The sequence below is a fragment of the Chitinophaga sp. S165 genome (assembly GCF_003182155.1).
GTDB lineage: Bacteria > Bacteroidota > Bacteroidia > Chitinophagales > Chitinophagaceae > Chitinophaga.
This window is the reverse complement of the sequence record NZ_QGTG01000006.1, coordinates 325,534-345,406: the sequence shown is the minus strand read 5'-3', so window position 1 is coordinate 345,406 and position 19,873 is coordinate 325,534. Positions and strand designations below refer to the sequence as shown.

The window sequence follows — 19,873 nt, the reverse complement described above, 5'->3', positions numbered from 1 at the left end:
TCTGATCTTAAGGATCTAACAATAAAAGTCGGGCCTCAGTTTATCACTGAGGCCCGACTTTTTTAAAGCAATACTATTCCGAATCCGTCCTGAACGGCGATGCAGGTAGTCCTGCTGAATTATACAAATTACACTCCGGTACATTCGCCCAGCCATAACGCACCGCTACAGGCTGGGACACCGATGCACTGTGTACAACGACTGTATTCCCCCTGATCTCCGCAGTAGCAGGTACAAACTTCTTATCTGCACCAGCTATTGTAAACCCGGATAGTGTCCCGTTATCTTTCGCACGAAGCCCTTTTGCGGTATGACTGAAGTTCAGCACTACATCATTACCATTAATCTTCTGAGACGCAAATAGTGGCCCTGAATACGCTATCTTCTGATGATAGGCCAATCCACAGGCAGCAATGCCTAATCGCTCGCCAACAGGTTGTTTATGGGTAGGATGAATATCGTTCGCATCCCCGCAATCTGTTGTCACGATCAGCGCAGTATTCTTCACCCGTTCTGATACCTTTAGCTGTGCTTCCCTGATCTCTGGCGTCATGTCCTTATACGGCGCGATCTGCACAATAAGGAAAGGGAAATCTCCCTGGCCAAAGTCAGTCCGCCAGTTCCGGATCATATTCGGAAGGATCACCTGATATTCCTTTGGCCAGTCCCGGTTTGCTTCGCCCTGGTACCAGGCTACTCCCTTAATGGCATAAGGGATCAATGGGGCGATCATACCGTTATAAAGACCGCTCATTAACTTACCGGCAGGCCGGTAACCTTCAACTGGCTTGTCATAGTTCTTTACCAGCTCTGCCAGTTGAGGATTGCCTTCCAGCGCAGGCTTACTTGTCCAATCTTCTGCAGGCGTACCTCCATAAGCGGAAAAGATAATACCTACAGGAATATTCAAACGTTTATACAGCTCCCTCGCAAAAAAATATCCTACAGCTGAGAAATCAGATACCGTCTGCGGAGAACAAACCGTCCACCGTTGCTGTACGTCTTCCACTTTCTCTGCAGCATATTTTAAAGGCACATAATACTCTCTGATCATCGGATAATTAGCAGCATCGCGCTCCTTCTCCCAATCGGTAATAGGTTGCTGTGGAGGTCTTGGTCCCAGTTGCCGCTCCATATTGGACTGGCCGCTGCACAACCACACTTCACCAACAAGAACGTCCTTGATCGATATCGTATTCTGTCCTGTAATGGTCATTTCCTGCGGAGTGGTAATGTATGGCATTGGCGCCAGTTTCACCATCCATTTGCCATTCTTTGCCACGGTAGAGACTACCTGTCCGTTAAACTTAACCACTACCTTCTCCCCTTCATCAGCACGGCCCCAAACCGGTACAGCCACTCCTTTCTGTAAGATCATATGATGCGAGAAAAGACTGCTGGGACGTACGGTAGCATCTGCAGCCGCAGTTATTGCGAACATCGAAAACGCTGTAACAAGATATTTCTTCATAACGAGCTTCATAACGCGTACGTTTATTTCACTAAAGTAGGATCATACAATTTTACATTTGCTTCATGCAGTTTATCAACAGGCATTTTCTCTACCTTACGATCATAAGTCATAAAGCCATTCACCTCTCCTTCAACATCTGTGGTCTGTGTATACACAGCGGCCGATAAACCTAAAGGGATCAACTGTTCGATCCTTTCAGTAAACGTTTTGTACTTCTTGAACATATCCTCTGATGTCTTGAACGACTGATACCCCCAGTTCTTGTTCTTCTGCCAGGTATGTCCTTCCAGCGGTAATCCCAGACCACCGAATTCACCCAGTACCAGGATCTGCTTCTGACCGAACAGGTCCGGACGTGGCATAGCAGGATGAGGATAGTTATGCAGGTCAATGATATGTCCTGTCGGATAGAAGTTACCACCACTGGCACTATTCACTAAGCGGGATGGGTCTTTCTTCTTTGTCCATTCAGTGATCTCTTCTGTTTTAAATTGTCCCCATGCCTCGTTGAATGGTATCCATACCACGATGCTCGGATAGTTATATAACGCATCTATGATAGCATTCCACTCTTTCCTGTAATAACCTTCCGATTCAGGTGTACGGTCCTTATCAGTAGCGTGGTCCAGTATTCCCGGACGATTTTCCCATCCGTTACCCCTGTCGCCACTAGGCATGTCCTGCCACAGCAACATGCCTGCTTTATCGCAGTAAGCATAGTAAGTAGCCGGTTCAACCTTGATATGTTTACGGATCATATTAAAGCCCATCTTCTTCAGCTGATCAACATCATAGATCATCGCTTCATATGTAGGCGGAGTATACAATCCGTCAGGCCACCAACCCTGGTCCAGCGGACCATATTGGAAAAGGAATTTATTATTCAGCAGCATACGCTGTATACCTTTGGCATCAGCAGCCATTGATATCTTACGCATAGCGAAATAACTTTTGATCTCATCCACCGGCTTGTTATTACGTACCAGCGTCACTTTCAGGTCATACAGGAAAGGTGTTGACGGCGACCATAATTTCTCATTGCTAAGTGCGATCTCCGCAGTCTCATTCGCAGCAATTTCCTTCTGTGCTACAACAGTCGGTCCTTCCATTACATCGATCTTCAGTTTATCACCTGCCTGCGCGTTCTCTATTGACGCAGCAACTGAGATAGTGTGTTTATCAATATCAGGCGTTTGTTTGGTAGCGCTGATATATGTTTTAGGAACAGCCTCTAACCATACCGTCTGCCATATACCTGTTACCGGTGTATACCAGATGCCTTCAGGATTAACAACCTGTTTACCTGCCGGCTGCGGACCTTCATCCGTTGGGTCCCACACACGTACAGTTATATCTTGTTTCGCTCCTTTCTTCAGGAACGGTGTGATGTTTATTGAAAAAGGATCATATCCGCCTTCATGTTTACCAGCACTCTTTCCGTTTACGAAAACTTCGGTCTGCCAGTCAACAGCACCAAAGTGCAGTAAGATGTCTTTATTCTTCATGGTAGATGGAATACTGATGGTATTCTTATACCACAGCAGACTATCTTTCCCAACGGTGCGGCCAACACCTGATATGGCCGATTCTACGGCAAAAGGCACCAGGATGCTGCCTTCATAAGCAGAAGGCTCAGTCTGCGCTTTTGGCGTAATAGCATAACTCCAGAGACCATTTAAATTTATCCAGTTATTACTTCTGACCAGCAAAGGACGTGGATATTCAGGCAGTGGGGCTTTCGGGTCAACCTTCTCAGCCCATTGGGTTACAATTTTGTCCTTAATAAGATGCCACTGCGTTCCCTGGGCGCTTGCAGCAGATGCAATGCCAAGAGATACAACGAAACAGGATAATACTTTCTTCATGTAATTCGATTGTAAGATTTCGATTGTTAGAAGCTTGAATTTACTCAAATGTTTTTTAAATCTATAGTGGTTCTTCCGGGGAATTTACCGGTACTGTTTTATATCTTAGGGCAAACATCGCAATAAGATCATGTACCGGTTCCTCATTTTATTCCTGCTTCTTCCTGCATTGGCATTTTCACAGCACGACCGTAAACTTGAAAAAGGCCTGCGTGAGCTCATTAAAGGTTTCAACGGCGATATAGGCATCTATGTCAAAAACCTCAAAACAGGCCGTTATGCAGGTATCAATGAAGACACGATCTTTCCTACAGCAAGCATCGTGAAAGTCCCTATCCTGGTAGGCGTGTTCGATAAGATAGAGAAAGGCGAACTGAAGTATCATCAGCCTCTTATTTACCGTGACTCCATCAAATACGGCGGCTCCGGCATCATGCAGTTCTTCAAAGACAGCACGGAAACAGAATTGAGTGTATTATTGGCATTGATGATGTCATATAGCGACAATACCTCCTCCTTATGGAACCAGGCATTAGCTGGCGGCGGACAGCGCATCAATGAGCTGATGGAACAATATGGCTTCTCCGTAACCCGCGTCAATTCACGTACGCCGGGACGTGCAGAAATAAGGAATATATATGGTTGGGGAATGACCACTCCACACGAGATGGCCGACTTAGTAGCGAAGATCCGTAAAGGAGAGATCATCAGTAAGGCAGCTTCTGAGCGTATGTACCGTCTTATGACACATGGCTATTACGATGAAACGGGCCTCTCCCAGATCCCTCCTTTTGTACAGGCAGCACATAAAACAGGCTCTGTCGACGCATCGAGGTCGGAAGTGTTGCTGGTAAATGCACCACACGGCGATTACGTATTTTATGTAGGCACTAAGAATAATAAAGACCAACGCTGGACAGACGAAAATGAAGCAGAAAACCTGATCAGGAAGATCTCCAAATATTTGTGGGAGTATTATGAGCATTAGGACGTAAAAAAAGGGCTAGCATATTTGCCCTAAAACGCCTCATTCAGCCCCAGAAAGAACCCTCTGGCCCCATACTTACCCCAGGCATAATCGAGGCAAAGATTCGTACGCGTATACTTGTTAAACAGTATCCGCAGCCCCGCTCCTCCTCCCGGTCGGAATACCTGGAACAGTTTTGTACCTAATTCATCACTGGCAGTCTGTAAATGGAAAAACGCCACACCACTCACGAAATTATTCCTCAGTATCGGGAAACGGTATTCCACCTCTGAGTAGTTATAATTCTCTCCCTTAAAATACTGCACCACATATCCGCGGCCACTACGGGAACCGGGATCTTTCGCGGTCCCTGGCAATTCAAGATAGGGCAGCGCACCGTTGATGAGATACGATCCCCAGTTCCAGAACGCCACGACATGTGCCGGATTGCGTGTAGAAAGGCTAACATACTTTCTGAAATCCGTCGTAAACTGTAAAGCATTCCTTGTACTCCCCATCCAGGTCTGATTGGTACGGAAGCCCGCATCTATGTAGACGCCTTTGTAAGCGCGGTTCTGATTATCCCGTGTCGTATACTGGACATTAAACAAAAGACCATTCGCCATATAATGATCTCTTGGAAATCCGTGCCTGTCACTGTAGATGTTAAACGGTGTAAGATCTGTAGTAGTATCCTTACTATGAAGTTTGCGCCTTATATCAAACGATACTCCCAGGCCAACAAAGAGGTTCTTACTGACTTCCTTATATACTTTCTCTCTGAAATTATAAAGCTGTCCATGGATTGCACGCCCTTTACGTCCTGCATTAGCCAGTACCCTGTCCGCTTCGTCCTTTCCTCCTTCATTGGCAATCCCTAACCCATAGTCCGGCGTCACTGTTTTGGCAGCTATCAATGTACCCTGCAGGTTCCATTTATTACCCGGTGTGTAGACATTATGAGATATATAGAAATACATGATCCCCTTCGTAGTAATGGAAGCAGATGTAGCTGCAACTGAAAGCAGGGTTTTAGGGTCGCCGCCCAGCTTCTTCCCTGCAACGGCCTTGATCCCGATCTGTGAACCTATACTGGGGTTAGAAGCCACATTCGGAATGATAATAATGCCGGAACGTGTCTTTGCCGGTCCGGGCGGTCTCTTCGGATGTAAAATATATCTGGCCAGGTCGCCCAGGTCGAACTGTCCATATAGGTTCTCTCCCATTGGCCTGTCCCGCTTAATCTCTGAAGTATCCCTTTTCAAAGTGTCCGCAGGGGTTTGCACCTGACCATAGACTGTCCCGCTTATAATTACGAAAGACGTCAATAGCAAGATCCGCCACAGCACTTTAATGTGTCTATTCATTCGGATGTAATCTCCTTTACGGTTTAACAAAGCTTGAGTTTTTGTTTGTCTACATTTATCAACAAAACAAATTTCAAACCAACAATATCAATACATCCGTCCGGTGCCGCGCTCGCTAATTATTACCACGCGTCCAGTTACTCAAGATTTCGGACGCTGTCGATTTCTTATAATCTCCTCCGCCCATTCAAAAATTCCTACATAGCCCTCATTTAAATGCCTCTCCAGGAATTCAGCTAATGAACTGGTATAGTATAAACGGTCACCCCCATCGGGATGATAAATGATATAATTATTACGGTTATTTTTATCAATACTTACAACCCATACTTCATAAAAGAGAGCAAAATCAGCAAACGGAAATTCCCATGGCCCTTTCCATCGCTCCTCAGGCGCGTCAGGATCATCGTCTTTTCTTGTAATTTCTTCCAGTGTGATGATCCGGAACGCGTCAACGTTCCTTGTAGTTCCATTACAGAAAGAATAGAATTTTCTGAAATCGTCTGGTAAAGCTGCTCCTAATTTTCTTTCCACCTGTTCAATAACATCGTCAGACACCGGAGGCAGCAATTCAAATGATTCCTTAACATCCCCTCTCCGCATCCTTTCCATAATGTCTTCTATCCTTAATATTTTATCCATAACAGATAATATTTTATACAATTTTCAGATCATACCTTCTCTCCACCAACTTCTTATCAAACGCATCCGACTTCTTTTCTTCAGTCAGCCGAAAACCATAACGTAAATACAACCCGATCGCTTCTTCCTGCTCATTGGTCGTCCATAAATATGCCCTGGTAACACCACGCTCTTTCATGAAACTAATAAATTCTTCCATCAGTTTCTTACCAAGCCCTATTCCCCGGTACTCCGGTAAGAAGATAAAGTAACGCAATTGTATACTGTCTTCTCTTCCAAATGCCATCAGGAAACCAATGATCTTTCCCTCATGCTCACATACCCATATCCGGTCTTTAGTAGCATCATACTGATGGGCAAACTCACCCAATCCGTCCAGCACATAACCTTCGAAATTAAATCCGTACCCCCGTTCCTTAGCATACAATATCCCATGCAGATAGGCGACATAGCCCAGATCTCCCGGTAACAGCTCATTGCGTAGCCTGATCTCATTTAAACTCACCTTAGTTGTCATAGCATTCTCTCTATTTATGTTGTAATATGTCCATTATCGATTTCATATGATTCACCAGCTCTTCCTGTTTACGCACAGGCAAATTGCTGATCAGTTCATTTATCTGTTCATCAGATGCTTTATTAAGTGTTTTAAACACCTTCAATCCTTTTCCTGTAAGGGAAATAAGTGTAGCCCGCGCATCCTCTTCTGACGGGGTTTTGCAGATTAATCCGTCCTTTTCCAGCTTCTTCAGTAAACGGCTCAGATAACTCTTATCAATGTGCATCGCCGTCATGATCTGGGAAGCCTGCACACTTTTACCAATGTGTATCTCATATAAGGTACGCACCTCGGACAGCGAATACTCACTGTCAAGTAAATGTGCATCCAGCAGCCCGATAATGTCAGTGTAGAAACGGTTAAACGCACGGATCTCCTGGACAGCTGTTTTAGTGTCTCTCATTTTTCCTCATTTAAGTTTACCAGTGAATCGTAGTGCGAATATAAATAAATGGTGGACAAAGTCCACTATTTATTAAGAAATATTTTCAGGGGAGATCATCAATACAAACAAGATAACAAATACAGCTTTCATTTACAGGTGTCTCATAGATCAGCAGGTGCAAGAACCTATGCCTCGCACCTGCCGGATATTAAGGGTTACGGACGATAATTATAACGTATCGTGATGCCATATGTCCGCTGATCACCAAGCACCGCTGCATAGTGACCTGCATTGCCTGCCGCCGGCAGCAATTGCTCATAATAATCTTCGTCCAGGATGTTACGTCCCCATACAAATACCGACAAACCATTGAATGCACGGAAACCTAACCGACCATTCAACAAAGTGTAACCGTCGATATTCAGGTACTGTGAAGGCGACGGACTGGATGAAAAAGAAGACCGGTAGTAAGTGTCAAAAGCCACAAAGAAAGTAGCGCTCTGACCAATGATCACCCGGGGATTTGATGTTAACTCACCACCCAGTGAACCTGCCCATTTCGAAATACCCGGTAGTTTTCCTCCGGAGATATCTTTAAACGCTGATGGACCTCCGGTTTCCTCCAGCGGCACTGGTGCATTGGTAAAAGATACATACTTGCCATCCGTATACGCCAGTGCGCCATATAATGTAAGATGTCTGAACCTTAAGTTACCGTCCAGCTCTGCTCCCAGTACCCGCACCTTTTCAGCGTTGGCCAGATAGCCACGGTTCACGCCCACTTCGGCCGTCTGTACCTGTGTCTGATAATCTTTGATATCCGTCTTGTGGAATACCAGGTTCAAGGTAGAATTACCGGTAGGCGTTGTTTTTACACCCACCTCAATATGATGCACAGACTCCGGTTTGATCCTGGCCAGATCGGTCAGCACCTTACCTCCCGCTGTTGGCAGCCCGCCCAGGTTAACGCCGATAGGCTTATAGCTGGTGGAATAAGTAGCAAACGCATTCACGTTTTTAGTCGGCTTATAGGCCAGTGTCAATTGTCCGGATAAATTACTTTCATCCACATCTGCCGTAAAGGCCTGATTGGTATACACAATATTCTTCAATGCGATCAGATCAGGATCATCTGTCTGTAAACCGCCATAGGTCTTACGATCATAGTCCACTTCTTTCTTGTCATAGTTGAACCGCAATCCGGGCAACACATGCAATTGATTGGTGATCGCCCAGTCCAGTTGTCCGAACACCGCTCCTCCAAATGTTTTCAGCCTGGACCTCGTCTTGATGCCATACCCTTCAAACAAACCCGGCGTTCTCCATAATTCGCTGGTGGAATTCTGTGAGAAACGCCATTGGTCAGCGCCTGATTCCTCTATATGTTCAGGATCAGTTTTTAAGTCCTGCCAGATGCCAAAAACACCGATCACACCACTCAGACTTGAGGTCAGGTCACCTGCATAACGCACTTCCTGTGTCCATTGCTTATGCTTTGAAGTAGCCTGCGAAAGCGATAATACCGACAAACCCGTAAAGTCCCTGTCATTCGATGGGTCCCAGTTCCAGTAACGCCAGGCCGTAGTAGAGGTCAGGGTACCACCGCCTATCTTCGCATCTATATTGAGTGAAACACCTCCCAACTCATTACCTGAACGCCAGGGCGTATTATGATCCACCAGCCTGTCAAACGCGTTCAGACTTGGCAGCTTGTAATTCAGGTCTGCGATGATCTGGCTAAACTGCCTGTACGCCGGACGTAAAGTCGGCGCCACACCTGCCACCACCTGCGCATAACCCTCCGGATGCTGTTCGGAAACATCACCCGACAAAGTGATCTTCACTCTGTCCGTAGGCGTAAACAGCAACTGGCCCCGCAGTCCCAGGTTGTTGAGGTCATTAATGTGTTTCTCTGTTACAACATTGTAGATAACGCCATCCCGCTGCGTACCTGAAAATGACAGTTTTGCGGCCAGTTTCTTAGTTAACGGGCCTGTTACCGAAGCTTTCGCCTGTATATATCCGAAATTGCCGTAGCTAACCTCAAAATTGGCTCCTGTTTCAAAGCTGGGCGCTTTCGTGGTAATGTTAAAAGCCCCTGCCGTTGTATTCTTACCAAACAGCGTTCCCTGTGGGCCACGTAATACCTCTATCTGCTCTACATCTATGAAATCGAGCGTAGTTGCCGCCGGACGCGCAAAATACACGCCGTCCACATAGAAGCCTACTCCCGGATCAATGCCATCATTGGTTAGCCCGAACGTAGAACCCAGTCCGCGGATGTTTAGTGTCGTATTCCTCGGATTGGAAGAATACAACTGCACCGTAGGCACCAGCTCTTTCAACCGGTTTACGTTGAATGCGCCTGCATCTGCAATCAATGGGCCGCCCACTACAGAAATAGGAATGGGAACGTTTTGCGCTGTTTCTATACGACGCCTGGAAGTGATCACCACCTCGGACAGGCTGTTGTCATTCTCCAATGCAATGGCCAGTGGGGCTGCAGGCCAGGAAGTAACGCGGATCTCCTGTAGCTTATGACCTACAGAGCTAATTACCAGTGTAAAAGGAGGTTCCCTACGTGGAATAATGCTGAACTGACCACTGGTGTCGGCCACGGCATGGTTTCTGGTACCTTTTACAACTACAGTCGCTCCTACCAGAGGTTCTCCTGCATCGTTCTTTATTCCCCCCACCACCGTTTTCTGGGCAGATGCTGCTATAGCCCATAACACCGGTATAAGAAAAAGTAAGACTTTTCTCATCATTATAATATTTAACGTTTAAAAAAAAGACATGCAAAGGTTAACATGCAGAAAGCTGCACGTCTGTGTTCTGTTCGCGGTGGTGGTAAATTGCTACAGTCTACTAGATTTGTAGACAAATATATAATTACTTCTTAACAATGAAAATCTTTAGGGCTTTTTTTATAAATAATAAAGGCGCCTCACACAAGCGGGCGCCTCGTATTATTAGTAAATATGCGTCTTTCAGGGCCTCTGCCAGAATATCTTATTGTTGTTCGTATGATAAGTGATCACCTCATAATTACCATGTACGCCCGTTTCAAACATATCCGCCGCAGGATCGGTACTCGCTACCGGCAACAACTCCACATACCTGATCACTTTACCACCGGTACGTGTCTGCGAATTGTATTCACTGCCCACAGGACAGATCATCCGGTATAAATGTTCCGCCATAAACGTATAGAGATAATCTTCCTTTTTCGTCGGCGTCCCGTGATAGTTGGCCGTAGCATTAAGGAACATCGGGCGCCCGTCTATCAGCCGTTCCCTCACCTCCTCAATACTTAACAAATTCCCCTTTTCATCCTTTACATAGGCATTGTCCTGCGGGTCCATATAGATCCACTTTTTGAGCGAGTCGATATAAACAGCATTGATAACATGACCACCCTGGGCCTCCGGATACAGGTTAGAAAAACAGATCACACTCCTCGATTTAAAGCCCATTGACAGGAAGATCTCATTCATAGCGATGGATAACGGATAACACCCCTGCCCCGCTTTCTTCTCCTTGTAATTATTGATGATGTACTGTGCAGTAAGTACTGGCAGGTTTCTTACATCTTCATGCGGCACCTGGTTATGGAACCATTCCAGCAAACGGATGGCCCGTTGTACCTCGCTGCCCTTCCCTGCCACTGAATCAAGGTGATAGGTTTTACGTAATGCCACCAGTTGGGAATCAGCAGCTGACTGGTAAGTGAACGCAGGAAAATGCTGCCTTTGCAACGTGTCATAAGCCGTTGTCTTCTTCAGGTCAATAACAAATTTCACATTGCCCGATGTCTGGCCCTTTGCAGAAAGTACAACAGCAAACAAGACACCAAATAAAATACTGAGAGATTTCATAAATTAAAAATGATTGATCTTATTGATAACCGGACCGCCCGCAAATAAACGAAGTCAATTCGCAAGCTTCTGGTATTTTAGACCAACTTGAGGTTTATTGCCCTTAACAGGCCTTTTAAGCCCGTATTACATTTTAGCGGCAGGAATTATACTGCTGACGGATATAAACGGCGTATTGGCCGGAAAACAGCTTATAAACGCTAAAGAATATGCAACTTGCAGTCATGAATGTAAAACTGAGAAGCAACTGGCAACTGGTAATAATTCATCTCCTGTTCTGGCTTGTTTATGTTTTGTACCAGGCCGTCAGTTACAACTGGGAGAATACCGACAGCCTCGATTTTGTACTTCCTCCGCAAGTGCTGGTCGTCAGTATACCTGTAACCATCATTGCGGCATACCTGAACTTATATGTACTGTTGCCTTTATTTTACTACCGGCGGCAATATATCAGGTATGCTTTCGCAATATTACTACTGCTCCTGCTGAGTGGTTTGTCCATGAGATACCTTACCCACACCTACATCCTCCCCTGGGAAAAGTTGCATAACCCCGTCAGGTACGCACAGGAAAATAAACACTTCTGGATACCCGTACGCATCCTGCGGATGGCATTGCAAACCTATCCCGTTATTGCTTTCACCACCTTACTGCAACTGATGTATAGGGCATTCCACCAAGAGAAGGATCTGAGGGAACTGGAAAAAGAAAAATACTCAGCAGAAATTGCTTTTTTAAAAGCGCAGATCAATCCTCATTTCTTCTTCAATACACTTAACAGCTTATACGCATTAACACTGAAAGGCTCTGACCTTGCATCTAAAGTGGTGCTACACCTCTCACAGCTCATGCGCTATATGATCTACGATGCAGGTGCAGACAAAGTATTGCTGAAGCACGACATTGACCATATCGGAAATTATATCAAAATAGAACAGATGCGCTTTGCCGACAGACTGGACCTCTCCTTTAACTATTCAGGAGATATTGAGCACAAGATGATTGCGCCCCTGTTATTGCTTCCTCTTGTGGAAAACGCCTTTAAACACGGTATAGAAGAAGATGCAGGCTGGGTCACCATACACTTAAAGGTTACAGGTAACCGCCTTTTCCTCAAAGTGGAAAACAGCTATCCGAAGAACATTAAAACAAGCGGAAATGGTTTAGGCCTCAGAAATGTAAAAAGACGGCTGGAACTGATCTATCCCGGCCAGTACCAGTTACAGCTGAACAGAACAGAAGAATCATTTGAAGCAGATCTTAAAATCAACTTATGAACAGAATCAATTGCATTGTTGCAGATGATGAGGAACTTGCAAGGGGAATCATAGAAAGTTATATCGCTAAACTGCCACAGCTGCACCTGGTTGCCTCATGCTCAAACGGGACAGAGGTTTACAATACGTTAAAGGAAAAGGCAGCACACCTGTTGTTCCTCGATATCAAAATGCCTCAACTGACAGGCATTGAGCTGCTGCGTACCTTAAAAAACCCGCCGCTGGTAGTCATGACCACCGCCTATAGTGAATTTGCACTGGAAGTATATGAACTGAACGTCATTGACTATTTACTCAAACCTATATCCTTCGAACGATTTCTGAAGGCCATCAATAAGTACGAAAACATCACGAACCCTTCCGGCAGAACATTGATCGCAAATAGCATTGAAGAACCCGAACATGAGTCACAGACTTTTATCTATGTCAGATCAGACAAGAAAATGGTCAGGCTGCTCATAAAGGATATCCTGTATATTAAAGGGTTAAAGGACTATGTACAGCTGTATACCGTTGATAAAACGATCATCACTTACCAGACGCTCACCTACCTTGAAGAAAAGCTTCCTGCCAATCGCTTTATGCGGATACACCGGTCTTTTATCATCTCCCTTGACCACATCAGTGCCTTTTCCGCTACGCAGATAGATCTGGGAAAGCACAGCATTCCCATCGGTAATTCCTACAGCAAAGAAGTACTGAAGAAGCTACAGACCTAAGCAGTAAATAAATGATCGCAGATCAGCATTCAGAATAATCGGAAGAGAACTTACCATTGACAGCATACAACTTGTCAATCCTGATCTCTGTCTGGTCGTCCAGCTTTAACCATTGTTGGCCGTCCCGTTCAAAAATGCTTTCGATAAAACCGTTGGCACGGGTAACACCGTTATCGTCATAAAGAATACCCGCTTTTTGTTTATTCTCAAACAGCTCTTTTACTATAGGATAAAAGGTTCCGCCTGTGGGGATGGTATCTTTCTTGTCCATGGCTAGTCGTTTTAGTTCCACAAAGTTACAGCTTGCCCCGTTCATTTACAATGACCGTAAAAGCAGCGGGCGCCTCCTTACCGGAAGCGCCCGCTGCGTGAATATCCTGGTTGTATTATATGTGCTGTTCTTTCGCCCACTCGTCAAACGCCTTGTAAAACTGTTTCGGCTGTTCTATCCATGGAAAATGTCCGGAACTCTTAATAATTACCAGGCGGGAAGTAGAGATACGCTCGTGGATCCTTTTTGCCTCCGATTCTGGTCCACAGATAAAATCTTCATCCCCCACAAAAACAAGTACCGGCACAGTGATATTATGCAGGTCGTTCAACAGGTTCTTGCTTTTGAAAATATTAGACGCACTGGTATATTGCCATGCTTCTGCACTCACTTTAACGGGCGGCAAACTTGCTCCTATTTTTGGATTGGTAAAATATAAAGGCAGAATAACGTGTACAAATTCTTCAATACTACGGTCCTTCACACCGTCCTGACCTAAGAATGCGGCCTTTGCTGTCGCAAATTCCGGACCTGTCTTACCGTTGATGATCTTCATCATTTCAGCAGTATGCACACTATCATACCTGGCCATTGCATCAAGCGCAATGATACCATTCAGATTAGCGTTATGCTGGGAGCCATAGTTAAGTACCTGGAATCCGCCACCGGAATGCCCGGTCAGCCATACCTTCGACTGTCCCAGGTATACCCTGAGAGAATCCATATCATTCACGAGGTCCTGGTCTGTATACTTAGTAGAATCTTCGGGACCGGACGACAAACCACTCTTACGGGTATCATAATACACCATTGTAAAATGCTTCTCAAATGGAACCAGTGAGCGCATATAGTCCACATGCGCACCCCATCCCGGAGAAGGCACCAGACAAACAGGCCCTTTACCTGCAACATAATAATGCATCCTGATACCATTGACATCTGCGAAATGTTCTCCTGCCGTAAGCTTTCGCTGACCGAACGCGTAGCTGGCGGAAAAGAACAATATCAAAAGACAACATGCCATCTTAGTGAAAGTAGAAAAATAGCGGGTAACATTCACTGTACACTGACGCCTTGCAACCATTGTGTTGCCGGCAATAGACTTAATCATTTGTTAAAACTTTTGTTTACTATAAAGTTGACCCGCAAAACTACCGAAACACCGTAAATAAATGATGTACCAGCGTATCCCCAAATGTGGGGACCAGCTGCAAAAAAGGGCCGCTGTAACAGCGGCCCTTCAGCATTTCAGGTAGTTATAGATATTAATCTGATAGCGATAGTTTTTATCAATATAAAGCTGCTGCAGCCTGTTGGTCTTTGGTAGACAATACAGTAGCGCCGCTGCCACACTGACCACCATTCATCAGAGATGAAGCATCGGTACCGCCTACACCCGGAACCGCTGTAGCACTGGATTCGCCAATCGAAGACCAGTTGGTATGCCTGAACGAAACGTTATGTCCCATTTCATGACAGATGGTGCGTGCACGCTGTGCAAAACTGTTACCAGCTATTAAATTCTTATTGATCCTGATAGTACCTCCTGCTCTTCCTCCGGAAGGGAAAGTACCTGAACCGCAAACGCCGGATCCCAGGTTACTGTTGATGATCAGTACATCATAAGTACCGGAAGTAGAGATCGTCCAGTTGATGTTACAATTTGCAACAGCATTCCACTGGGCAATAGCGGAATTGATCTCCGACGTCATAGAAGTCATAGAAGCATCAATCCTCAAACGTATATTCGTCACGTTAGCTGCGGATACCAGGCTTCCTGTATAAAACTGTTCTGTTTTAACTTTAGCGCTGGGAACCTCCATGTTCTTAGGGAATACAATATCTCCTTCTGCAATAAATTCGTTTTCATTCTCCACTACCTGGTCTGCAGGAAATCCCAGGTCGCTGATGTAAGCCCGTACTTTTTTGGCGTTATCATATTCTGTTTGTGGGTCGCCTGGGCCATCGGCAGATTTTTTACAGGCCGCTAGGGAAAAAGTCAATAGCAAAACAAGGGGGAAAAGCATGTTTTTCATGTTTCATTTGGGTTTTTAGTGAAAGATTAGGGTAATCAATAAATGCGGTATACTATAGTGCTCTCAGTAGTACACAATACAGGTTTAAAAAAGATTTAGATTTTGGTTGACGACAGATCTGGATTTAACAATTATACAACAATTTTGTACCGGTAAAAAAATTTTAATTCACCCGCTGTGGTACCATCTCAGCGAAAATTATTACAGGGCATTCCTTTTAAAAACATCATCCATCAATATGGGTCTGACAAAACACAATAGGACCCCGTAGGGGTCCACATGTTTGTAGCCGGAGGTGTAAACCCCGGGGAACGAAATACGTAACGCGGGAATCAAATACGTAACCCGTTCCGTATTCATTCGTTTCCCGGGGGTTTACACCAGCAACGCACCTCCGTCAACCGTAATAACCTGTCCTGTGGCAAACTGTTGCTTCATCATGTAAATGAATGTCTGTGCAATATCTTCAGCTTCACCCACGCGTTTCAGCAACAACGCTTCTCCCACGGAAGTATACAGGTTTTCGCGATCTTCTGCGGACATGCTGTTCCACAGGTTAGTCCTGATCACGCCCGGAGACACCTGGTTCACACGGATAGGCGCCAGTTCAACAGCCATCGCCCTTGTAAAACCTTCCATTGCACCACAGATGCTGGCCGCTATTCCCCATCCTGTATTAGGCCGTGGACTGGCAATACCACCTGTAAGATTGATAGATCCTCCTTCCCTGATATAAGGCGCACCGTATTTAATTGCCGCCAGCACACCCCAGTAACGCAGGTTGAAAAAGGAATGTGCGTCCGCCAGTACCAGGTCGCTGATCTTGTTCAGCGTCAGATTTTCACCGGCAGTATATACCAGGTGATCAAAATACCCTGCCTGTTCGAAGAAGTTTTTAATGTTCTGCTCATTTGACAAGTCGACGGCATAACCTTCACTGCCTGCTGGCAACCTGGTCAATGCCTCATTTATACGCTGCTGATTGCCCGATACGATCACCACCTTCGCCCCTTCTGCTGCCGCTGCTATGGCGGTTGCCAATCCCAGTCCGGAGCTTGCGCCTAATACGATTACCCTTTTACCCGTTAATGCCGTTTTGTTCATTTGATTTTCCATGATTCGTTGTTTTGACAGGTCAAAGGTCGGATGCCTGTCACGGGCACCATTTAACAAATGGTAAAAAACGTTTTTCCTGTTATCAATTCCGATATTTGTTATATGGACAATCAGCTGCTCAATCATCTGCAATTGGGGAAGGTACTGCCGCAAGAAGATCAGGCCGTGATCCTGGATACTTTTGAATACAGGACGTATAAAGAAGGCGAAACGCTATTTCAGTCCGATCATATTTGCCGGCAACTGTTCTTTGTATGTAATGGCGTGCTCCGGATCCTGATGCAAAATGAAAACGGCACAGAAGTAACACATTACTTTCTCAGCGAGAACCGTTTCTGTACTATCCTGAACAGCTTCCTTAACCAGGTGGTGGCCGCAGAAACTATTCAGGCTGCCTGCGATACGGAGGTAATGTATATTGACAGGGCAGCACTGATGGACCTGTATGCCCGGTATCCGGCACTGAAAGCCGCCATAGAACAGTCCATACAAAAGACACTGCTGGAGAAAATAAATACCCGTAATGCCTATCTGGGATATGATTCCAGTGAGAGATACCAGCTTTTCATTGAACGGCAGCCTGAAATAGCCAGGAGGGTACAATTGGGCGACATAGCCTCCTACCTGGGCATTACACGCCAGTCGCTCAGCCGCATCAGGAGGAAACAGTAACCCCATTTGTCCCTTCCGGACGTCCGCTCATCTAAAATGAAATGTTAATATTTCCCCCATTCTTGCTTATGTTTCACACCTGCCTTAGATTGGTACTGAAATGAACACCAAAAACCTCTTCCTGAAAACAGCCCTGTTTGTGGTATTGGTCCTGCTGACGGGGATAACCCAGGCGCAGGTCCGTACAATCTACGGAACAGTATACGAACGGACAGCCCGTTACGGGATGCCGTACGTAAGCGTAATAGGATCTTCCGGAGCCGGCTCTGTCACAGATTCCGCCGGCCGTTACAGTATTAAACTCGCGGTTACAGATTCCATCAGCTTCTCTTACCAGGGTAAGGCCACGATGAAGATCCCTGTCAAAGAAGTGCCGCTTAACCGTCCCTTCGACATGAGCCTTCACGTGGATGTTACTACGCTTCCGACCGTTATAGTAGAGGAAAAAAGGAGAAGTTACCAGCTGGACTCAATAGCCAATCGTGAAGAATACCGGAAGGTATTTGACTTCGCTCCGGAATACATTTCTTCCGCAGGCGGCGGTGTAGGCGTTAACCTGGATGCCTTGCTGAGTATGAGGAAGATCAAACGCATGGAGCACTTCAGGGAACAACTTGTACAACTGGAACAACAGAAATATGTCGACTACCGGTTCAATAAAACACTGGTACAAAAACTAACTGGCATGCAATCGCCCGCCCTGGATAGTTTTATGGTACAATACCGCCCCAGCTATGAAATGATCCTCAGTTTTGAAACACAATATGAATACTACAAATACATCCGCGAATCAGGCAGCTTTTTCCAGGAAGTATGGAAACAGGATCATCCTAATTAGGTGTAACTTGCAATGATCATTTCATCATTACATGAAACTAATACTCAAAGATGCTGCGTCAGGTGGTAATCTCCTGTTGTTTAAAAACGAGGACGACTTTGCCCGCCTGTACTATGGCCGCGACAGGGATAACAAATACTTTACCATTGCCTGGAATACCGGCAAAACGCAGACTGTCACCATCGATGGTACTGAACATACGTTCAAACCCAATACTATCCTGCCACTGATGTTCAATCAGAGCTTTCATTTCGAGCATACGTCAGATATTGTGGCATGGCAGTTCAACCGTGAGTTCTATTGCATTGTCGATCATGACAGGGAAGTAAGTTGTGTTGGATTCCTCTTTGGGATGAACAATATCTTTATTACGCTGGATCCCGTAACACAACAAAGGATGGAGCTGATGCTGGGTATTTTTGTGCTGGAAATGAACACTGCGGATAATATCCAGAACGATATGCTGCTCATGTTGCTCAAGAGGCTTATTATTACACTGACGCAGCTGGCTATGACAGAGTACATCCCCGATAACAAACTACAACAGGACAGTCGTTTTCACATCATCAGGAAATTTGGGTTGCTGGTGGAAGAGCACTTCAGAACAGAACATTCCGTAAGTTATTACGCACAGCTGTTAAATAAATCGCCCAAGACATTGTCGAATCTCTTCGCCCTCTTTGATCAGAAAACACCTACACAAATGATCCAGGAAAGGATCATTATTGAAGCGAAAAGACTGTTACGTTTTACCAACAAATCCACTAAACAGATCACTTTTGAACTGGGTTTTGAAGACCCGGCTTATTTCTCCAACTTCTTCAAGAAACATACCAGCGCAGCACCACTTGAATTCAGGAATGCAAAGGCCAAAGAGGTATAAAATAGGTCCGCATGAAGAACATGTAGACATCAGGATCAATGTCACTTCTTGTTCACGTTATAGAAAGGAATGGAAATAAAGCCTTTTAATATATAGCGGATACTCACTATATTTATATAACAAAAAGGGACTCAAGAATCTATCGAATATGAAATGGCTTAAGAACCTCCTTGCCAGGTTATACGCTGCTTACGCATTGATCCTGTTTATCTGCACTATGCTGATCATGCTGTTGCCCATGTGGCTGGTATCGCTGCTTCCATCTCCCCGGAATATCCGTTATTTTATGGCCTTAGGCCGCGGCTGGATGCACGTTTATATGCCACTGATATTTTGCCCTGTGCGCAGAAAGGGATTGGAATACTTCAAATCAGGCGAACCTTATATCATCGTCTGCAACCATAACTCTATGGTGGACATTCCTGCCACTACCTATGCCATACCTGCCGGCAGCAAAAGTCTTGCGAAAAAGGAAATGGCTAAAATTCCTATCTGGGGCATTATGTACAAAGTAGGGTCGGTACTGGTAGACAGACATGATCCCGAAAGCCGCAGACAAAGCGTACTGGAAATGAAAGAGGTATTACGGGAAGGCGTACACATGTTGTTATATCCGGAAGGCACCCGTAACAAAACGGATGATCCGCTGAAGTCATTTTATGACGGCGCTTTTAACCTGGCCGTTGAAACAGGTAAACCGATACTGCCGGCTGTTATTTTCAATACCCGCAAGATCCTTCCTCCCGGCAAAATATTCTACGCCCTGCCGCACACGATAGACGTTCATTTTTTGGCGCCGATACGTACCGAAGGACTTAGCCCGGAAGATGTGGAATCGTTGAAGGAAAGGGTCTATAAAACGATGTGGGAGCATATTGAGCGCAACTGGTAATCCGCTTGTTCTCTTCCATAAAAGAAGATTGC

At 45.4% G+C, this 19,873-nt stretch carries 19 protein-coding genes; 7 read left to right on the top strand and 12 right to left on the bottom strand.

What is annotated here, in order from left to right:
- Positions 1 to 73: 73 nt before the first annotated feature.
- Together C7475_RS22810 and C7475_RS22805 are read right to left on the bottom strand one after the other, a co-directional pair.
- Complete coding sequence (locus tag C7475_RS22810; protein ID WP_233259932.1) at positions 74 to 1,483, bottom strand: sialate O-acetylesterase; 1,410 nt, start codon at positions 1,481 to 1,483, stop codon at positions 74 to 76.
- Positions 1,484 to 1,494: 11 nt separating this feature from the next.
- The gene (locus tag C7475_RS22805; RefSeq protein ID WP_110055712.1) at positions 1,495 to 3,339 is read right to left on the bottom strand and encodes a glycoside hydrolase family 2 protein; all 1,845 of its coding nucleotides are present in this window, start codon (positions 3,337 to 3,339) and stop codon (positions 1,495 to 1,497) included.
- Positions 3,340 to 3,469: 130 nt separating this feature from the next.
- Between C7475_RS22805 and C7475_RS22800 the strand changes: the two genes are divergently transcribed.
- Positions 3,470 to 4,327 (top strand): serine hydrolase, encoded by an 858-nt coding sequence (locus C7475_RS22800; RefSeq protein WP_110055711.1) that lies wholly within the window; start codon positions 3,470 to 3,472, stop codon positions 4,325 to 4,327.
- 29 nt (positions 4,328 to 4,356) lie between these two features.
- Here C7475_RS22800 and C7475_RS22795 read toward each other — a convergent pair whose 3' ends face one another.
- The 6 genes from C7475_RS22795 to C7475_RS22770 form a co-directional block, all read right to left on the bottom strand.
- Positions 4,357 to 5,673, bottom strand: coding sequence for a BamA/TamA family outer membrane protein (locus C7475_RS22795; protein ID WP_110055710.1), 1,317 nt, complete (start codon positions 5,671 to 5,673; stop codon positions 4,357 to 4,359).
- A gap of 141 nt (positions 5,674 to 5,814) precedes the next feature.
- Positions 5,815 to 6,315: an SMI1/KNR4 family protein gene (locus tag C7475_RS22790; RefSeq protein WP_110055709.1), complete on the bottom strand. Its 501-nt coding sequence runs from the start codon at positions 6,313 to 6,315 to the stop codon at positions 5,815 to 5,817.
- Between the two features lie 13 nt (positions 6,316 to 6,328).
- A complete protein-coding gene (locus C7475_RS22785) occupies positions 6,329 to 6,832 on the bottom strand; it encodes a GNAT family N-acetyltransferase (protein WP_110055708.1) in 504 nt (167 codons plus the stop codon).
- A 10-nt stretch (positions 6,833 to 6,842) separates the two neighbouring features.
- Positions 6,843 to 7,277: a MarR family winged helix-turn-helix transcriptional regulator gene (locus tag C7475_RS22780; protein WP_110055707.1), complete on the bottom strand. Its 435-nt coding sequence runs from the start codon at positions 7,275 to 7,277 to the stop codon at positions 6,843 to 6,845.
- Between the two features lie 197 nt (positions 7,278 to 7,474).
- Complete coding sequence (locus tag C7475_RS22775; RefSeq protein ID WP_110055706.1) at positions 7,475 to 10,024, bottom strand: TonB-dependent receptor; 2,550 nt, start codon at positions 10,022 to 10,024, stop codon at positions 7,475 to 7,477.
- A 225-nt stretch (positions 10,025 to 10,249) separates the two neighbouring features.
- Positions 10,250 to 11,137 (bottom strand): transglutaminase domain-containing protein, encoded by an 888-nt coding sequence (locus C7475_RS22770; protein ID WP_110055705.1) that lies wholly within the window; start codon positions 11,135 to 11,137, stop codon positions 10,250 to 10,252.
- A gap of 209 nt (positions 11,138 to 11,346) precedes the next feature.
- Here C7475_RS22770 and C7475_RS22765 point away from each other — a divergent pair, with 209 nt between their 5' ends.
- Positions 11,347 to 12,414, top strand: coding sequence for a sensor histidine kinase (locus C7475_RS22765; RefSeq protein ID WP_110055704.1), 1,068 nt, complete (start codon positions 11,347 to 11,349; stop codon positions 12,412 to 12,414).
- On the top strand, positions 12,411 to 13,133 hold the full coding sequence (locus C7475_RS22760) for a LytTR family DNA-binding domain-containing protein (RefSeq protein WP_110055703.1): 723 nt from the start codon (positions 12,411 to 12,413) through the stop codon (positions 13,131 to 13,133). The genes C7475_RS22765 and C7475_RS22760 overlap by 4 nt, the downstream gene beginning before the upstream one ends.
- Positions 13,134 to 13,155: 22 nt before the next feature.
- On the opposite strand, the gene C7475_RS22755 is transcribed toward C7475_RS22760, so the two are convergent.
- The 4 genes from C7475_RS22755 to C7475_RS22740 all read right to left on the bottom strand — a co-directional run bounded on the left by C7475_RS22755 (position 13,156) and on the right by C7475_RS22740 (position 16,556).
- Complete coding sequence (locus tag C7475_RS22755; protein WP_110055702.1) at positions 13,156 to 13,404, bottom strand: hypothetical protein; 249 nt, start codon at positions 13,402 to 13,404, stop codon at positions 13,156 to 13,158.
- 115 nt (positions 13,405 to 13,519) lie between these two features.
- Positions 13,520 to 14,515, bottom strand: coding sequence for an alpha/beta fold hydrolase (locus C7475_RS22750; RefSeq protein ID WP_110055701.1), 996 nt, complete (start codon positions 14,513 to 14,515; stop codon positions 13,520 to 13,522).
- Between the two features lie 178 nt (positions 14,516 to 14,693).
- Complete coding sequence (locus C7475_RS22745) at positions 14,694 to 15,440, bottom strand: M57 family metalloprotease (protein ID WP_110055700.1); 747 nt, start codon at positions 15,438 to 15,440, stop codon at positions 14,694 to 14,696.
- A gap of 375 nt (positions 15,441 to 15,815) precedes the next feature.
- A complete protein-coding gene (locus C7475_RS22740) occupies positions 15,816 to 16,556 on the bottom strand; it encodes an SDR family oxidoreductase (RefSeq protein WP_233259931.1) in 741 nt (246 codons plus the stop codon).
- Positions 16,557 to 16,658: 102 nt separating this feature from the next.
- On the opposite strand from C7475_RS22740, the gene C7475_RS22735 reads away from it, so the two are divergent.
- The 4 genes from C7475_RS22735 to C7475_RS22720 all read left to right on the top strand — a co-directional run bounded on the left by C7475_RS22735 (position 16,659) and on the right by C7475_RS22720 (position 19,841).
- Positions 16,659 to 17,228 (top strand): Crp/Fnr family transcriptional regulator, encoded by a 570-nt coding sequence (locus C7475_RS22735; protein ID WP_110055801.1) that lies wholly within the window; start codon positions 16,659 to 16,661, stop codon positions 17,226 to 17,228.
- Between the two features lie 100 nt (positions 17,229 to 17,328).
- Positions 17,329 to 18,066 carry a hypothetical protein gene (locus C7475_RS22730; protein WP_110055699.1) on the top strand — a complete coding sequence of 246 codons (738 nt, stop codon included), beginning with the start codon at positions 17,329 to 17,331 and terminating at the stop codon, positions 18,064 to 18,066.
- 31 nt (positions 18,067 to 18,097) lie between these two features.
- On the top strand, positions 18,098 to 18,949 hold the full coding sequence (locus tag C7475_RS22725; protein WP_110055698.1) for an AraC family transcriptional regulator: 852 nt from the start codon (positions 18,098 to 18,100) through the stop codon (positions 18,947 to 18,949).
- Between the two features lie 148 nt (positions 18,950 to 19,097).
- Positions 19,098 to 19,841, top strand: coding sequence for a 1-acyl-sn-glycerol-3-phosphate acyltransferase (locus C7475_RS22720; RefSeq protein ID WP_110055697.1), 744 nt, complete (start codon positions 19,098 to 19,100; stop codon positions 19,839 to 19,841).
- Positions 19,842 to 19,873 lie beyond the last annotated feature (32 nt).

Coding starts and splice junctions, on each gene's coding strand:
- C7475_RS22810 (WP_233259932.1), bottom strand. CDS start 1,483: ATGAAGCTCGTTATGAAGAAATATCTTGTTACAGCGTTTTCGATGTTC.
- C7475_RS22805 (WP_110055712.1), bottom strand. CDS start 3,339: ATGAAGAAAGTATTATCCTGTTTCGTTGTATCTCTTGGCATTGCATCT.
- C7475_RS22800 (WP_110055711.1), top strand. CDS start 3,470: ATGTACCGGTTCCTCATTTTATTCCTGCTTCTTCCTGCATTGGCATTT.
- C7475_RS22795 (WP_110055710.1), bottom strand. CDS start 5,673: ATGAATAGACACATTAAAGTGCTGTGGCGGATCTTGCTATTGACGTCT.
- C7475_RS22790 (WP_110055709.1), bottom strand. CDS start 6,315: ATGGATAAAATATTAAGGATAGAAGACATTATGGAAAGGATGCGGAGA.
- C7475_RS22785 (WP_110055708.1), bottom strand. CDS start 6,832: ATGACAACTAAGGTGAGTTTAAATGAGATCAGGCTACGCAATGAGCTG.
- C7475_RS22780 (WP_110055707.1), bottom strand. CDS start 7,277: ATGAGAGACACTAAAACAGCTGTCCAGGAGATCCGTGCGTTTAACCGT.
- C7475_RS22775 (WP_110055706.1), bottom strand. CDS start 10,024: ATGAGAAAAGTCTTACTTTTTCTTATACCGGTGTTATGGGCTATAGCA.
- C7475_RS22770 (WP_110055705.1), bottom strand. CDS start 11,137: ATGAAATCTCTCAGTATTTTATTTGGTGTCTTGTTTGCTGTTGTACTT.
- C7475_RS22765 (WP_110055704.1), top strand. CDS start 11,347: ATGCAACTTGCAGTCATGAATGTAAAACTGAGAAGCAACTGGCAACTG.
- C7475_RS22760 (WP_110055703.1), top strand. CDS start 12,411: ATGAACAGAATCAATTGCATTGTTGCAGATGATGAGGAACTTGCAAGG.
- C7475_RS22755 (WP_110055702.1), bottom strand. CDS start 13,404: ATGGACAAGAAAGATACCATCCCCACAGGCGGAACCTTTTATCCTATA.
- C7475_RS22750 (WP_110055701.1), bottom strand. CDS start 14,515: ATGATTAAGTCTATTGCCGGCAACACAATGGTTGCAAGGCGTCAGTGT.
- C7475_RS22745 (WP_110055700.1), bottom strand. CDS start 15,440: ATGAAAAACATGCTTTTCCCCCTTGTTTTGCTATTGACTTTTTCCCTA.
- C7475_RS22740 (WP_233259931.1), bottom strand. CDS start 16,556: ATGGAAAATCAAATGAACAAAACGGCATTAACGGGTAAAAGGGTAATC.
- C7475_RS22735 (WP_110055801.1), top strand. CDS start 16,659: ATGGACAATCAGCTGCTCAATCATCTGCAATTGGGGAAGGTACTGCCG.
- C7475_RS22730 (WP_110055699.1), top strand. CDS start 17,329: ATGAACACCAAAAACCTCTTCCTGAAAACAGCCCTGTTTGTGGTATTG.
- C7475_RS22725 (WP_110055698.1), top strand. CDS start 18,098: ATGAAACTAATACTCAAAGATGCTGCGTCAGGTGGTAATCTCCTGTTG.
- C7475_RS22720 (WP_110055697.1), top strand. CDS start 19,098: ATGAAATGGCTTAAGAACCTCCTTGCCAGGTTATACGCTGCTTACGCA.